Origin of the sequence: Chryseobacterium candidae, from assembly GCF_004916905.1 — a bacterium.
Lineage (GTDB): Bacteria > Bacteroidota > Bacteroidia > Flavobacteriales > Weeksellaceae > Chryseobacterium > Chryseobacterium candidae.
The window spans coordinates 117,824-134,257 of record NZ_SDLV01000004.1 but is presented as its reverse complement, the minus strand read 5'-3'; the positions used below and the strand labels follow the sequence as shown (position 1 = coordinate 134,257).

At 36.8% G+C, this 16,434-nt stretch carries 15 protein-coding genes; 6 read left to right on the top strand and 9 right to left on the bottom strand.

The window, feature by feature from the left end:
- Position 1 precedes the first annotated feature (1 nt).
- The 4 genes from EK417_RS03165 to serS all read left to right on the top strand — a co-directional run bounded on the left by EK417_RS03165 (position 2) and on the right by serS (position 5,112).
- Positions 2 to 1,255 carry a lipopolysaccharide biosynthesis protein gene (locus EK417_RS03165; protein WP_136521307.1) on the top strand — a complete coding sequence of 418 codons (1,254 nt, stop codon included), beginning with the start codon at positions 2 to 4 and terminating at the stop codon, positions 1,253 to 1,255.
- A gap of 66 nt (positions 1,256 to 1,321) precedes the next feature.
- A complete protein-coding gene (gene asnB / locus EK417_RS03160; protein ID WP_136521306.1) occupies positions 1,322 to 3,220 on the top strand; it encodes an asparagine synthase (glutamine-hydrolyzing) in 1,899 nt (632 codons plus the stop codon).
- A gap of 38 nt (positions 3,221 to 3,258) precedes the next feature.
- The gene (locus EK417_RS03155) at positions 3,259 to 3,777 is read left to right on the top strand and encodes a hypothetical protein (RefSeq protein WP_110367652.1); all 519 of its coding nucleotides are present in this window, start codon (positions 3,259 to 3,261) and stop codon (positions 3,775 to 3,777) included.
- A gap of 66 nt (positions 3,778 to 3,843) precedes the next feature.
- Positions 3,844 to 5,112, top strand: a complete 1,269-nt coding sequence (gene serS / locus EK417_RS03150) for a serine--tRNA ligase (RefSeq protein WP_136521305.1) — start codon at positions 3,844 to 3,846, stop codon at positions 5,110 to 5,112.
- A gap of 54 nt (positions 5,113 to 5,166) precedes the next feature.
- On the opposite strand, the gene EK417_RS03145 is transcribed toward serS, so the two are convergent.
- The 9 genes from EK417_RS03145 to EK417_RS03105 all read right to left on the bottom strand — a co-directional run bounded on the left by EK417_RS03145 (position 5,167) and on the right by EK417_RS03105 (position 14,752).
- Entirely contained in the window at positions 5,167 to 5,904 is a 738-nt protein-coding gene (locus tag EK417_RS03145) for a hypothetical protein (protein ID WP_136521304.1), read from the bottom strand.
- 20 nt (positions 5,905 to 5,924) lie between these two features.
- Entirely contained in the window at positions 5,925 to 6,650 is a 726-nt protein-coding gene (locus EK417_RS03140) for a sulfite exporter TauE/SafE family protein (RefSeq protein ID WP_076595419.1), read from the bottom strand.
- Positions 6,641 to 7,093, bottom strand: coding sequence for a FixH family protein (locus EK417_RS03135; RefSeq protein WP_076595420.1), 453 nt, complete (start codon positions 7,091 to 7,093; stop codon positions 6,641 to 6,643). The genes EK417_RS03140 and EK417_RS03135 overlap by 10 nt, the downstream gene beginning before the upstream one ends.
- A gap of 10 nt (positions 7,094 to 7,103) precedes the next feature.
- Positions 7,104 to 8,558, bottom strand: a complete 1,455-nt coding sequence (ccoG, locus tag EK417_RS03130) for a cytochrome c oxidase accessory protein CcoG (RefSeq protein WP_076595421.1) — start codon at positions 8,556 to 8,558, stop codon at positions 7,104 to 7,106.
- A gap of 95 nt (positions 8,559 to 8,653) precedes the next feature.
- Entirely contained in the window at positions 8,654 to 9,535 is an 882-nt protein-coding gene (locus tag EK417_RS03125; protein WP_076595422.1) for a cbb3-type cytochrome c oxidase N-terminal domain-containing protein, read from the bottom strand.
- Between the two features lie 10 nt (positions 9,536 to 9,545).
- Positions 9,546 to 9,746 (bottom strand): cbb3-type cytochrome oxidase subunit 3, encoded by a 201-nt coding sequence (locus EK417_RS03120; protein WP_076595423.1) that lies wholly within the window; start codon positions 9,744 to 9,746, stop codon positions 9,546 to 9,548.
- Positions 9,747 to 9,768: 22 nt separating this feature from the next.
- Positions 9,769 to 12,030: a cytochrome-c oxidase, cbb3-type subunit I gene (gene ccoN, locus EK417_RS03115; RefSeq protein WP_076595424.1), complete on the bottom strand. Its 2,262-nt coding sequence runs from the start codon at positions 12,028 to 12,030 to the stop codon at positions 9,769 to 9,771.
- A 21-nt stretch (positions 12,031 to 12,051) separates the two neighbouring features.
- On the bottom strand, positions 12,052 to 12,264 hold the full coding sequence (gene ccoS, locus EK417_RS03110; RefSeq protein WP_076595425.1) for a cbb3-type cytochrome oxidase assembly protein CcoS: 213 nt from the start codon (positions 12,262 to 12,264) through the stop codon (positions 12,052 to 12,054).
- Positions 12,265 to 12,373: 109 nt separating this feature from the next.
- A complete protein-coding gene (locus tag EK417_RS03105) occupies positions 12,374 to 14,752 on the bottom strand; it encodes a heavy metal translocating P-type ATPase (protein ID WP_076595426.1) in 2,379 nt (792 codons plus the stop codon).
- Between the two features lie 88 nt (positions 14,753 to 14,840).
- On the opposite strand from EK417_RS03105, the gene EK417_RS03100 reads away from it, so the two are divergent.
- Both EK417_RS03100 and panB read left to right on the top strand, forming a co-directional pair.
- Complete coding sequence (locus EK417_RS03100) at positions 14,841 to 15,554, top strand: Crp/Fnr family transcriptional regulator (protein WP_034692595.1); 714 nt, start codon at positions 14,841 to 14,843, stop codon at positions 15,552 to 15,554.
- Positions 15,555 to 15,616: 62 nt separating this feature from the next.
- Entirely contained in the window at positions 15,617 to 16,432 is an 816-nt protein-coding gene (gene panB / locus EK417_RS03095; RefSeq protein ID WP_136521303.1) for a 3-methyl-2-oxobutanoate hydroxymethyltransferase, read from the top strand.
- The last annotated feature ends 2 nt before the right edge of the window (positions 16,433 to 16,434 follow it).

Below are 16,434 nucleotides of genomic sequence, written 5' to 3'. Positions count from 1 at the left end.
TATGCAGCTTACTATCCTTAAAACCTTTGTCTCCCGTTTTCTTATTCTGATCCTGAGTTTCGGACTGGTGATCTATTCTACGAATATGTGGGGAAGTGAAGGTAAGGGAACCATTTCTATTGTGGTGGCCAATGCAGCAGCAGTAAGTTTTTTCAGCAGTATCTTTTCCGGAAGCAGTGCTTCATATTTCGCATCAAGGTTTAAAATAGAAAAGGTTTTATTGTATGCCTATCTGTGGTCTCTTCTGACTGGTCTTTTAATTCCTTTTTTATTCAGTATAGCTTCTATTCAGGGTGAATATCTATTGTATCTGATCGGAATATCTGTTTTTTCTTCACTCTTATCTACCAATATCAGCTTGTTTATTGGAACACAAAATATTAGAAAGTTTAATGTGTATACTGTTTTACAACAGTTGGTCCATATTATCTTTATAGGAATATTGGTATATGGGTTTGGAAAGAAAGATGTTACTGTGTATTTTCTTGCACAGATTGGCTGCCTGGCGCTTCTTTTCCTCACTAGTTTTTTTCAGATTATCAAAAAATGCAATATTTCTGAAATATCATTCTGTAAAGAGGTGGGTAGAAATATGTTTGAATATGGCTGGAAAACCCAATTAAGTGCTTTTGTTCAGTTTTTGAATTACAGGCTTTCGTTTTATTTCTTAGAATATTTTGAAGGCATAGCCAGTGTTGGAATATTCTCCGTCGGAGTTACTTTCTCGGAAGCGATATGGACCATTACCCGCAGTATTGCTGTCATTTTATACTCAGATGTTGTCAATAGTAAAAGCAGGGAAGAATCTATAGGGAAAACCAAAGAATCTTTGAAACTGACTTTTTTTCTGATGATAGGTTTTGTATTGGGGATCATTATCATACCGTCTCAGGTTTACGAGTTGATTTTCGGAAAAGAATTCAGAGAGACCAAAGAAATAATGCTGCTTTTATCCCCGGGAATTTTTGCCATTGCGGTAAGTGATATGGCGGGACATTATTTTTCAGGAATACGGGAACTTAAAATATTGAATATCAAATCAATTGCGGGTCTTTTGGTTACCGTTGTTTTTTCCTTCATTGCAATACCCAGATGGGGAATTTTGGGAGCATGTATTGCAACTACATCTTCCTATTTTGTTTCTGCGTTTCTGTTATTCAGAAAATTTTATAATTCCACTCCCTTTAATTTGAAAGACTATACGGTTACAAAAGAAGAGATACAGCTCTTAAAACAGAAATTTTGGAAGAAATAATTACTTCCGGCACCACTATAAAATAAAGTCATTTTCCTATTTTTACAGATATATTAACTCATCACTATGTGCGGAATCAGCGGTTACTATTCATTTCATAAAAGTATTTCCTCAAAAAATATTCTGGAAATGAATAAGGCAATCAGACACCGTGGGCCGGATGATGAAGGATTCTGGATATATAGTAACGGAGAGAGAGTTTCTTTTTCAGGAAATGATTCCACGCAAAAGATCAAAGAACAGTTTCCGGTTTTAAAAGATGAGAATTCTGCTATTGCTTTAGGTTTCCGAAGATTATCTATTATTGATCTTTCTGAAAAAGGGCATCAGCCTATGCTCTCGGAAGATGAACAGATCATTATTACCTTTAACGGAGAGATTTATAATTTTAAAAAGTTAAGAACTGAACTTGAATCTTTAGGACATTTCTTCCGCAGCAATTCTGATACTGAAGTTATTCTCAAAGCTTATCAGGAATGGGGAAATTCTGCCTTTGCAAAATTAGATGGGATGTTTGCCGTTTGTATTGTAGATCTTTTCTCGCAAAGACTTGTACTGGCAAGAGACAGGGTAGGAATGAAGCCTCTTTTTTACCATTACAGCAAGAACGGTCTGGTTTGGGCATCAGAAATAAAAGCATTGCTGAAGAATGAACTGGTAAAGCCTGAAATCAACTGGAATGGAGTCTATACCAATTTTCTTTTTCAGACAACGTTGGCTCCGCAAACCTGTTTTCAGCATATTTTCTCTCTGGAATCTGCTTCTTTTATGACTGTTGATTTAAACAATCATAAAATCATCAAAGATAAATTCTGGGAGATGCCTTCGCCGTCTGAAAAAAATATTTCTGAAGAAGAGGCTGTGAGAACAATAGATCAGCTGCTTTCCGAAAGTATTTCAGAACAATTGTATGCAGATGTTCCCGTAGCAGTAATGATGAGTGGTGGAATTGATTCAACGTTAATTGCTTCAAAATCAAAGTCTTTCAGCGGTCATGTTAATACATATACAGTAAGTTATCCGTTTTCGGAAGAAGAAGTAAATAATGCATCTCTGGCCGCCAGACATTTTGGAGTTCTGCATAAGATAAAAAAAGTAAATGATGATGAAGCGCTGAAAGATCTTAAAGAAAATATTCAGCATTTTGAAGAACCTTACAGCAGCTTTGAAGTCTTGATTAATGCCGCAAAATATGCACATGATCAGAATTTTAAAGTCGTATTAAGCGGAAATGGTGCCGATGAACTTTTTGCTGGCTATTCCCATACGCTGAAGCTGAACAGATGGCTTCTGATGAGGAATTTTAATTTTATGAGCCCTTTTATCTTTACAAAAGATAAGTTTTCACAACGGGTTAAAAATTATTTCTCTCAGGATAATATGTTTGATTTCTTCCGGCAGAGCCAGATCAGTATGATGCCTTTCGAAGCTAAAAGTCTTATAAAACCGGATATTTATAGTAAAATTGATTCAAATCTTTCAAAATATCATCTTTCAGAAACAAAAAACTATTCCGGATACTTTGAATATGATATGAAATATTCTCTTTCATCCCATCATGTTTTCCGGGATGATCTGAGTGCCATGAAATACAGTGTTGAATTTCGTTATCCCTATTTAAGTAACAGTTTAATAGACTATGTTTCATCACTGCCTCAGAACATCAGATTTAATGGAACTCAGAATAAACCTTTATTGCGTAAAACAGCTGAAAAATATCTCCCTCATGAAGTGTTGAATATGCCTAAAAAAGGATTCTCATTTCCTGTCAATTATTTCATTAAAAACGAAAAAAGAGTAAGAGACTTTATCACGGAAAATCTTGAATGTTTAAAAAAAAGAAACTTCTTCAATGCTGAAGTAATTGACCAGTGGTGGAATCATCAGGAACATGAGTATGACTGGGTAAAAATATGGCAGCTGGTTACATTTGAGTTATGGTATCAGAAATATTTTGAAAAATAAAGCAGGAGTCTATAGATTAATATTTTACCTTTGTATTTATGATGAAATATTTTTGCGGCATTTTTGTAGCGTTTTTTGCACTCATCAGTTGTAAAAATGATGATGATTCTTTGCAGAGAATAGATCAGGCACTTAATATCTATATGAAAAACAGTGCGGGTCAGGATCTTCTGAACAGTAAAAAAACCGGATCTTTTACAGGATATTCGGTGAATGATATTTTTGGAAATAAAGATAATTCTCCGGTAAATATATCATTAAGGATGACAACCGATTCATTGTTTTATATGGATTATCTGGCAGGAGCTAAAAGAAGAAAGCTGGATTCGATAAGCCCGGAAAATCCGGGGACAGGAACTTCCTATCATTCCAAAATGTTGATTACTTTTACAAAAAGCACCAACGTAAATGATAATGTAACAGGGATTTTGGAAATTCAATATCGCAATACTCCTACTGTATTTCAGGTTTCAAAGGTATTGTATGACGGAAATGAAGTGTTTTCAAAAAATGCTGATGCACCAACTTCGATAAATACCGTTACGATCACAAAATAATTTTTAAATTTGTACAATTGTTAGCTGATTTTAAGCTAAATATCTAATATTTAACATCTAAATAAAATGTTACAAGTCAATTTTTTGCGCGACAATAAGGAACGCGTTTTAGAAGGTCTTCAAAAAAGACAATTCAAAAATCTTGAGTTGGTAGACGAGGCTATCGCTGCCGACGACGAAAGAAAAAGAATCCAGTTTGAACTAGATTCCCAGCTTTCCGAAATCAACAAAATTTCGAAAGAAATTGGTCTTTTGATGAAAGAAGGGAAAAAAGAAGAAGCGGAATCTGCAAAATCTAAAACAGCACAATACAAAGAGTCGAGCTCAGAATTGAAATCCCAGTTAGAAGTTAAAGAAAACGACTTGCTGAATATTCTGTACCAGCTTCCCAACATTCCAAATGAATTGGTAAAAAGTGGTGCTTCTGCGGATGATAACGAAATTATTTTCCAGTCTCATCCGGTAGAAGGTCTGGGTGACGGGGCTATTCCTCACTGGGAACTGGCAAAAAAATACAATCTCATCGATTTTGAATTGGGAGTTAAAATTGCCGGAGCCGGCTTCCCTGTTTATTTAGGGAAAGGAGCAAGATTGCAGAGAGCTTTGGTTCAGTATTTCTTAGACAAAAACGTAGAAAAAGGATATACAGAAGTAAATCCTCCTCACGTTGTGAATGAAGCATCTGGTTTTGGAACCGGACAGCTGCCGGATAAAGAAGGACAGATGTATTATATCAATGAAGATAAATTATATTTGATTCCTACGGCAGAAGTTCCTGTGACTAACCTTTACCGTGACGTTTTGCTTGAGGAAAAGGATCTTCCTATCAAAAATACGGCATTCTCTCAGTGCTACAGAAGAGAAGCGGGAAGCTATGGTGCCCATGTAAGAGGATTGAACCGTCTTCACCAGTTTGAAAAGGTTGAAATCGTAAGAATTGAAAAACCTGAAAACTCTTACGCAGTTTTGGAGGAAATGGTAGAGCATATCAAAGAAATTCTTACAGATCTTGAACTTCCGTTCAGAGTATTAAGACTTTGTGGTGGTGATACTGGCTTTGCCTCTGCAATGACATATGACTTCGAAGTCTGGAGTGCGGCTCAGGAGATGTGGCTGGAAGTAAGCTCAGTGTCTAACTTTGAGACATTCCAGGCCAACAGATTGAAATGCCGTTATAAAGGAGACGGTAAATCTCAGTTGGTTCATACCTTAAATGGTTCAGCAATGGCATTACCAAGAATTATGGCTGCTTTGCTGGAGAATAACCAGACACCGGAAGGAATCAAACTTCCTAAGAAGATCGCAGAATATGCAAGATTTGAAATGATCAACTAAACGACTTTGGTTACCATAAAAAAGCCACCGGATTCCGGTGGCTTTTTGCTTGCTTTACTCAGTAACGATGATGATCTTCTTATCAGCGTTTTTGAGTTTCGTGTCTTGATCATAAATAGCTTTCAGATCATAATCTATCCTTATAGAATGGTCATCAATCTGTTTTACCCAGTCGTGTTTCCCGGAAATTGACTTTATTGGGCTTTCAAATTTTATTGTAGTTCCTATTTTTTTGAAAAACATGACCATCATGCCGGCAATTTTTTCACTTTCTTCCTTTGAACTTTTGGTTTTGATAGCCTCTTCAATACTTTTAAGATTAAAATTATCCGTATTGATTGTTAAGGTCTTTCCATCCCAATGGTTGTAAATATTCTGATCCAGAGGAATCTTTTCAGTTTTTGTGAAATTTTTCAGAACCTGATAGTCCTCTGCGGTAAAATGATCCATTTTGAATGAAAATCCAGCCAGCTTTTGCTCTTCCTTCATTGATTTCATGAAAACCTTTTTCATGATTCTAATGGAATCCGGATTTTCGGTTTTCAATTTTCCTTCCTGTTTGGCAAGATCATACATACTTGTCCACGCAGTCGGAAGCTTATCCATTTCGCTGAATTCCTTCTGCTTTAATGAGTCCGGTGTCATAGCCATCATTTCAGACATAAACTCTCTTGTATCGATATCGGTGATAGAAGAGGAGGCTGCATCTTTATGATAGACAATTTCAGAATTGACACTGCACGACTGCAATGTGAAAAGGCTTATCAGAAATAAGATGATGGTTTTCTTCATGGTTTATTTAAAATACTAATTTAATGACAGTTTACAGCTCCGTTTGGATCTTTAATAATCTTCATAGCTTCTGCTTTGGGAGAAACATATGGAATTCCGAGTTCAAGACCTCTTAGAATAAATAATCCTCCCAAAATAATCATGATTACCGGAACTGCTTTTAAGACTTTTACTCTGAAAGCCTGATTCATGAGATTCCCGGCTAAAACTATGGCGAACATGAACGGAAGGGTCCCAAGACCAAATAACGCCATATATAAAGCTCCCTGCCATATTCCTCCGCCTGCAAGGCTTGCTGTAAGTGCCATATACACCATTCCGCAAGGTAAAAATCCATTAAGAAGCCCAGTGGTAAATCTTGAACGGTAATCTGCTTTCTGAAGTAATTTTCCCAAGTTCATTTTTACACTGTACAAAAACCTGGATAGAAAAGGAATTTTTGAAGCAAAATCTTTTCCACCAAAAGAAAATACAGCCATAATGATCAGAAGAACTCCGGCAGTAACGGTAAGATATTTCTGAAATCCTGCCATTTCAAATCCCTGCCCGATAATTCCCAGAAGCGCACCTAATAAGGAATAGGTAAAAATTCTTCCGAATTGATAAGTAAGGTTCTGAAGATAGAAGTTGGCAGCCTGTTTTTTGGTTAATCCCATCGATAAAGCAATAGGTCCGCACATTCCGATACAATGAAAACCGGAAGCAAAGCCTAACGCAATAGCCGATACAATAAGTCCTATTTCCATATCACATCATAATCCATTCGGTAGTCTGTTTTATCTTTTGTCCAACTTAGTCTTAACGTATAATTACCCATTTTCAATACCTGTGCAGGGATTGTAAAAGACTGGCCGGCATCAAGCTGTACAGATTTTTTAATGTCTAAATTCTGGTCGTCGGTTCTGTTTAAAACAAATTTTACCGTAGTATTGGAGTTGTTATATTCTTTTGGAAAAGTAATTTTAATTCCCTTGGTATCCTGGCTGTATACAGGTTTTTCCTGCAGATCATCTGCTTTTTTCTTCGCATCAATTACATCCTGATATTTCAGCTCTTCTTCGTAATAGTTATCTGTTACCATTTCAGAGTTTTTTTGCCCGTTCGGGAAAAGAAACATCATGGATAATATAAAGATAATAAATGCTAATAATGCAATGACAACACCATGTCCCCAACTAAAGTTCTTCATTTTTTTCTAATTAAAATTGCAGTTTGAAAGGTCCTTCAAAATAAGTCTGGTATGAATCAATCAGTTTACCTTTCATATCGTAAACACCAATGGTGATATTCTGCTTAGAGAGTTTCATATCACCTTCAGGGAAACTGATATTGATTGTTCCTTTTGAAATTTTATCTCTGTCTACCTGAATCTTACTGGATGCACTATAGGTAATTTCCCCATGTGCCGGATCAATTACTTTAATTGTAACGATTTTTTTATCGTTCGTTTTATTAAGGAAAGTATAATTATAAGTATTGGTAATTTTACCGTCTCTTACAAAAAAAGTGCTACCTGCCGGTTTAATGAACTTGGCCTCCATTTCACCGCGGCTATAGAGAAGATATCCTAAGAATCCTACAAGAAGCAACAGGAATATTGAAAAACCTTTCATTCTTCCTGTAAACTTGAACTGAGTTTCTTTTTCAATTTCATTTTCAGAAGCATATCGGATCAGTCCTTTTGGAAGGCCTACTTTTTCCATGACTTCATCACAAGCATCAATACACGCCGTACAGTTAATACATTCCAGCTGCTGTCCGTCTCTGATATCAATTCCTGTAGGGCAAACTACGACGCATTGATGACAGTCTATACAGTCTCCTTTACCTGCCGCTTTTCTGTCTTCTCCTTTTCTCCATTTTGATCTGTTTTCTCCTCTTTTGAAATCGTAGAAAACATTGATGGTATCTTTATCAATCAATACACCCTGAAGTCTTCCGTAAGGACAAACCAATGTACAAACCTGTTCTCTGAACCATGCAAATACAAAGTAAAATGCTGCGGTAAGAAGAATCATTACAATAAAATTGGTAGGGTGTGCAAATGGCCCTTCACCAACAATTTTAAATACTTCTTCATATCCTACGATATACATGAACATGAAGTGAGTGATGATTAATGAAATGATAATGTAAACAGACCATTTTAAGCTTCTTTTCCATATTTTCTCACTGTTCCACTCCTGTCTGTCCAGCTTCATTTGCTTATTTCTGTCACCTTCAATCAGGTATTCGATTTTACGGAAGATAGATTCCATAAAAATTGTCTGAGGGCAAATCCACCCGCAGAAAATTCTTCCGAACGCAATCGTAAAAACAATAATAAAGATTAAAGAGGCAATAGCACCTAAAGTGAGGATAAAAAAGTCCTGTGGATAGAAAGGCTGTCCAAAGATGAAAAACTCCCTGTCTATAACATTAAACATCAATAATGGGTTACCATTGATTTTGATGAATGGTAATGTAAAATAAACAATTAATAGTAAATAGCTTACAATGTTTCTATAGTTGGTGTACTTTCCTTTAGGTTTTCTTGGAAAGACCCATCTTCTTTTTCCGGATTGCTCCATTGTCCCTATAGAATCTCTGTAAGTCTCAGGGTCCAGAACCTGTCCCTGTCCGCCGCGTACTTCTATTTCTTCTATGTCTGACATATGTAATAGGTTTTAAAAAAGAAAAAACATAATTCGTTACTATTTTAATCTAATAACAAATTATGTTTTTTTCATATATTTTCTAATTTTTTAAATTATTCTTTTTCCCAATGTGCTTCAGTTCCCTGAGGAGCTGCTCCTCCCTGAGCCGGAGTCACTGGTGGTTGTTCCTGGTTGATGTGATATACATACGCTGCAATCTTCTCAATCTCTGCACCTGAAACTTCTCCGTTTTTACCGAATGCTCTCATCGAAGGGTTGGTAGGAGAACCGTTCCAGTCCATATGGAATACGTTTTTGAATAACGTTTTCTCAGGCTGGTTGATCCAGTAGTTATCAGTAAGGTTGGGTCCGATACCTCCACTACCGTCTTCTTTGTGACAAGATGCACAGTTTGTTTTGAATAATTCTTTACCTTCTGCAATGTTATCAGCTGAATATTTTGCTGTTTCAATTGTTACAGGAGGCTGAGATTTCTGGTATTCTTCAATACTAGCTAGCTGCTCTTTATATTCTTTTTCATATTCGCTTAACGGGTGAGCGAAGTCTGTGAAAGAGTATGCTGCAATATATACAATACAAAAAGCGGTCCCAAAATAGAATAAGCCTACCCACCATTTCGGTAACTGGTTATCCAACTCCATGATCCCGTCAAAACCATGGTCGATAAGGATATCTTTTTCTTCAGAAGCAGATTGCTTTTTGAATGCACTTTGGTACAATCTTTTAAAATAAGGAACTTTCTTTTCAGCTAAATAAGCTGCCTTTTCTTCAGGAGATAATTTCTTGAATTTGTTGTTCTCAATAAGGTCTCCGATAGCTGCATGAATATAAGCAAGGATCCCAGCGATTACAACAGTTCCCCAGAAGTAAGGTGAAGAAAGGAACGCGTAGCTCTGTACAAATAAATAATAAAAAACTATTAAAAGTCCGATTATTATTAAGATGTTTATAACAACAGGTGTTCTTTGTTTCATAAAAAATAGTTTAATTTTTTAAATTAAAATCGTCATCTTCATCATCCCCAAGCGGTGCCTCTTCTTCTTCTTTGTAATATTTTTTAGGCCTGCTAAAAACATAGATTACTAATGCGACGAAGAACAGCATAAAGAAAATCAGAGCCAGTGTCTGGTAGAAGCCAGCATTTTCAGTATTGGATAATATATCTTTAAAGTTCTGAGGAATCATAGTATGAACTTTTTAATGTTTTTTAGTTATTACTTGCTGTTTTGATTTCAGTTGTTTTGATATCTGTACCTAATCTCTGAAGATAAGAAATAAGAGCTACAATTTCTTTTTTCTCTAGTTCTCCCTGAGGTCTCTTAGCATAAGCCTGCTTAAGGTCATTAGCTTCGGAGAAGATATCTTTCACAATTTTTGCCGATTGGTTATTAGCCCACTTGTCTGCAGAATCGATTTCAGCCTTAGTATAAGGTACATCGAATACATTCTTCATCAGCTTCATCTTGTCTACCATCTTAGTTCTGTCTAAGTCAGTAGCAATTAACCAAGGGTAACGAGGCATGATAGAACCAGCAGAAGTAGATCTTGGGTTATACATGTGCTTGTAGTGCCAAGAACTTGGGTTTTTACCACCTTCTCTATGTAAATCCGGTCCTGTTCTCTTAGAACCCCATAGGAATGGTCTGTCGTATACGAATTCTCCAGCTTTGGAGTACTGTCCGTTTTTACCGTTGAATCTTGTAATCTCATCTCTGAACGGTCTGATCATCTGAGAGTGACAAGCGTTACATCCTTCACGGATATAAATATCTCTACCTTCAAGTTCCAGCGGTGAATAAGGTTTTACCGCAGAAATCGTAGGTACACTTTTCTTAAGAGATAGTGTTGGAATAATTTCAATTGAACTACCGATTGATATCGTGATGAAAGACAGGATACCTAATAATACCGGAGTTCTTTCCAGCCAAAGGTGAGTACCTTCTCCTTCTTTTCTGTTTTTGCTGATGTTTGCCAACGCTGGAGCTTCAGCAGGAACTTCTTTCTGGAATGATCCTTTTCTTACTGTAGCGATTACGTTTACAATCATTAGGATAGATCCTGAGATATAGAATAAACCTCCTACGAATCTCATTTTGAAGTAAGGAATAATTGCCGTTACTGTATCCAGCCAGTTTTTCCATAATAAGGTTCCGTCCGGGTTGAACTGCTTCCACATTAATCCTTGTGTAAATCCTGAAATATACATTGGAACTGCATAGAAAATAATTCCTAAAGTACCTAACCAGAAATGCCAGTTAGCTAATTTTACAGACCAAAGTTTTGTTCTCCACATGATTGGTACCAAATAATAGATAACCCCGAATGCCATGAAACCATTCCATCCAAGAGCTCCTAAGTGTACGTGACCGATAACCCAGTCTGTAAAGTGACCAATTTTGTTGATGTTTTTAGTTGCCAAAAGCGGTCCTTCAAACGTTGCCATACCATAACAGGTAACAGCTACTACGAAGAACTTAAGGATAGGGTTTTCTCTTACTTTATCCCAAGCTCCTCTTAGTGTAAGAAGACCATTTAACATACCTCCCCAAGATGGTGCAATAAGCATGATAGAGAAACCTGTTCCTACTGCCTGAGCCCAAGCTGGAAGAGCTGTATACTGAAGGTGGTGAGGACCAGCCCAGATATATACGAAAATTAATGACCAGAAGTGAATAATAGACAATTTATACGAGAATACCGGTCTGTCTGCAGCCTTCGGAAGGAAGTAATACATTAAACCCAGAACCGGAGTTGTCAATACGAATGCAACCGCATTGTGTCCATACCACCACTGTACAATAGCATCTTTTACCCCTGCGTATGCTGAATAAGATTTCCAGCCTGTGAAAGATAGAGGTACTTCAAGGTTGTTGAAGATGTGAAGCATTGCTACTGCAATCCATGTACCAATGTAGAACCAGATGGCTACGTAAAGGTGTCTCACTCTTCTCTTAGAAATAGTCAGGAACATATTGATACCAAAAATGATCCATGAGAATGCGATCAATATGTCGATCGGCCACTCATGTTCAGCATATTCCTTAGAGGTATTGATTCCCATAAAGAACGTAACGAACGTAGCAACGATCATAAACTGCCAGGTCCAGAAATGTAACCAAGACAGGGTGTCACTGTACATTCTTGTTTTTAATAATCTCTGTAATGAGTAATAAATACCCGTGTAAACGATGTTACAAACGAATGCAAAGATTACGGTGTTGGTGTGCAGCATTCTGATTCTACCAAAACCAAACGCACCATGAGTGTTTATTAACCCTTCAATGTTACCCGATGCCAAACTTTTAATGGTTGTGTCATCCGTCCCGAAAAAGAATTCAGGTAATTCCGGGTAGAAAAGCATTAATGCCGCCGTAAGCCCGAACGTAAATCCAATGAGACCGAAAACTAAGGTCGCATAAAGGAACGCACGGACAATACTATTGTCATAACTAAACTTCTGTGTTTCCATATCAACTATTCACTATTTTTCTCAATTTTTATTATTTTCTCCTATTTCTTTCTCGTCTTTATTTTTGTCGCCGGTTGCATCTTTTTCTTTGACTTTTTCGTCATCAAAAAGGATTCTGACAGCAGGAGATTCATCATCTTCAAACTGTCCTTTTCGGGCATACACTATAAATACGACCAAGAAAATCGCAGCCAAAGAAACACTGCAGAGGATCATTAAATATAGAATATCCATTGGACAACAAAATTAACCTATTTTCGGGTTTCAAATTTAGTGAAAAATAATGACATTCATCACGAAATGCCGATTTCAGCTAATTTAAAATCAGTCTAAATAAGGGCTTTTACGCCTGTTTTTTGAAATATTTACGACCTAAAATCCAGGTAGAAACTGTGGTAAAGGTAACCACCGTGATCGAACTGATTGGCATAATGATTGCAGCAAAGAGCGGATGCATATGTCCTGTAACAGCGTAACTTAAACCGACAATATTGTATAAAAAACTGATTATAAATGTCATTTTCACAATCGTGATGGAACCTTTGCAAACGTTCAGATAATTGTCAAGAGTAACTACTTTATCTCCGTTCATAATGACATCAGAAGATGGGGTAAAGCTGTTTGTATCATCAGCAATAGCAATTCCTACATTACTTTGTTTTAATGCTCCTGCATCATTAAGTCCGTCTCCAAGCATTGCTACTTTTAATTGCTGATCCTGAAGAGATTTGATATAGTTTAGCTTATCTTCCGGGCTTTGATTAAAGGCCATTCCTTTGTAGTTTGGAATAAGCTCTTTAAGCTGGTTTTCTTCTGAGGAATTGTCTCCGCTCAGGATAAATATTTTGTAGTGGGTAAGCTTTGTGAAAAGCTCTCTCAGTTTCGGACGATACTCATTCTTAAAGATAAATTTACCTAAGTATTCTCCATTTTTGCTGATGTAAACTGCTGTTTCGAGATTTTTAGGCTCCTGGTTGTTGTAGCGGGCAGATCCGATTTTATAGAGATTTCCTCTTATGCTGGCTTCATATCCTTTCCCTGAAATTTCAACAAATTTCTCTACAGGGAAATACTCATCTTTCACTTCAATGAATTCGTACAATGATTTTGAAAGCGGGTGGTTGGAGTTCTTCAATAACGTCTTAATGTTCAGAGTATCAAATTCGTTGATCTCAGATCCTTCGTACTTGATATTGGATTTTTTCCTGTGAGTGATCGTTCCTGTTTTATCGAAAACAATTGTATCAAGTCTCGCGATTTTTTCAATCGTTAAAGTATCTTTTACATAAAACTTATTTCGGCCTAAAATCCTCATAATGTGTCCAAAAGTGAACGGAGCAGACAGGGCAAGTGCACAGGGACATGCAATGATCAGAATGGCAGAAATAACCTGGAACATCTTCTCTAAATCAATAAATGCCCAATAAATTCCTGCAACAAGAGCAATGCCTAAAATGATGAATGTGAAATATTTACTGATGTTGTTTGTTAACGTGTCAAGCCCGGTTTCATGTTTTTTGAATGCTTCTTTATTCCAAAGCTGAGTAAGGTAACTCTGGTCTACATCTTTGATAACTTCCAGTTCCAGAGATGATCCTATCTGCTTTCCTCCGGCAAAAATCTTATCACCAGGCTGTTTGCTGATGCTTTCACTTTCTCCGGTGATGAAACTGTTGTCGATGTTTCCTTCTCCGTTGATCAGGATCGCATCTACGGGGATAATTTCCTGATTTCTTACCAGGATTCTATCACCCACTTTTATTTCAGACAATAGAATATTGTCCTGTTTTCCTTCGAAATCAACTTTCGTTACTGCAATCGGGTAGAAAGATTTATAATCCCGGTCATAGGATAGGGCGCTGTACGTTCTTTTTTGGAAAATTTTCCCAAGAAGCATGAAGAACAATAACCCGCAAAGAGTATCAAAATATCCTGGGCCATAATCTGTTACCACTTCGTAGATACTTCTTCCGTAGAGAACAAAAATTCCCAAGACAATCGGAACATCAATGTTGACGATCTTATTTTTTAAACCGTACCATGCGGATTTATAATAATCTGATGCTGAGTAAAATACAACAGGTGTTGCCAAAAGGAATATCAAGGTTCTGAATAAACCTTTATAATGGTCCATCCAATAATCTTCTCCACCTATGTACTCAGGAAAGGCAAGGAACATTCCGTTACCAAAAGCAAAAGCAGCGATGGCAAACTTTACCAATAAAGATTTGTCGAGATGATCTTCATTTTTATCGGCAGTTTCAAGGCTGATAACGGGCTTATATCCTAGATTCGTTAAAAATTTAGCTAGTTCGCTTAATTTCATGTCGTTATGATTGAATGAAATCTGTAAGGTCTTTCTTGTGAAATTAACCTGCGAATATTTAATATGCTTATTTAACGTATGAAGGCTTTCCAATAGCCAGATACACGAAGAACAGTGAATGACAGGGATTTTGAAGGTGACAAGACTGGTGTTTCCTTCAGAAAAATCAGTCACTTTTTCAAAGATTTCCGGTGTGTCCAGGTAATCAAATTGAGAAGAATTTTCATCATTCGGACGAATTCCCGCTCCTTTATTAAGCTCATAGAAGTTGCCTAAATGATTTAAATTTAGAATCTCGTAAACAGACTTACATCCGTTACAGCAGAAAGTCTTTTCATCAAATAAAATTCTCTCTTTTTCTATCCCTTGACCACAATGAAAACAGTTCTCGCTCACCCCATAAAATATTGAACTACAAAATTATAACAAATTTTTTTGTTTATCGCGTTAAAAAGTTCTATTTTTGTGATAAATATCATATAAAATGCCGCAGGAACAACAGATAGCAATTGAAGAGAGGTTCGCCAGAGTTTTTAATGATAAATCATTTAAAGAAAGACTTTCTAGCGCAGATTTTGAAAAATATATTAATGGCAAAAAGAAACTGAGTTTTCAGAAACATGATACCATTTTCGAGGATGGCGAAACTCCGAAAGGAGTGTTTGTTCTGGAGAAAGGTGCTGCCAAACTTTCGAAATCAGGTGCGTTCGGTAAGGATCAGATTTTAAGATTTATCAAAGAAGGAGATATCATCGGCTATCGTTCTTTGCTTTGCGGGGAAAACTTCCAGGCCAAAGCAGAAGCCATGACAGATATTGAATGTGTATTCTTACCTGCGGATATCTTTATGTATCTGCTTGAAGTAGATCCACAGCTGTCTTTCGTAATGCTTCAGAAAATCTCCTACGAATTAGGAGAATCTTCCAATACCATTACTTTCCTTGCTCAGAAAACGGTAAGAGAAAGACTGGCAGAAATTCTTTTGCTGCTGGAACAGAAACTGGGTGTAGATCCTGAAGGCTTTATTAAGATCTCATTAACGAGAGAAGAAATTGCCAATATTATCGGTACTGCTACAGAAAGTGCCATCCGTCTGATCTCCGAATTCAAACAGGACAGTCTGATTGAAGTTGACGGAAGAAATATCAAGATTTTAAATCACGACAAACTCATGAAACTCGGTCACGTAGTTTTATAAATCATACAAAAAACTTAAGTCGGCTCAAGGCCGACTTTTTAACTTTTAAAAATAGATAAATTATGTCTGTTCACTCTGAAATTAAAAAAGTTACGACTGAAACCTTGCGTAAAATGAAATTCGACAAGGAAAAAATAACAATGCTTACCGCCTATGATTTTACCACTGCAAAGATGGTAGATGCAGGTGGAGTAGATGCTATTTTGATTGGAGACTCTGCAGCGAATGTCATGGCTGGTTTTGAAACTACATTGCCTATTACGCTGGATCAAATGATCTATCATGCTCAAAGTGTGGTAAGAGGAACCGACAGAGCTTTGGTGGTAGCAGATTTACCTTTCGGAACTTATCAGAGTAATCCTGAAAAAGCATTGGAATCTGCGGTAAGAATGATGAAGGAAGGTGGAGCGCATGCGGTGAAAATTGAAGGTGGAAAAGAAATCTCCAAGTCTATCAAAAAGATCATCAATGCTGGAATTCCGGTAATGGGACATTTGGGATTAACCCCACAGTCTATCTATAAATTCGGAACGTATAAAGTAAGAGCAAAGGAAGAGGCAGAAGCTGAAAAACTGATTGCTGATGCTCAGCTTTTGGAAGAATTAGGCTGTTTTTCTGTAGTACTGGAAAAAATACCTGCGGAATTGGCGAAAAAAGTAACTGAAAGTATTTCTATTCCTACTATCGGAATCGGTGCCGGAGCAGATTGTGACGGGCAGGTTTTGGTGTATCATGATATGGTAGGAATGAACAAAGGCTTCAGCCCGAAATTCTTAAGAAGATATCTTGACCTTTATACAGAAATTACAGGAGCAGTTTCTCAATATGTGAAAGATGTGAAAAGTGTAGAGTTTCCCAACGAAAACGAAAGCTATTAATC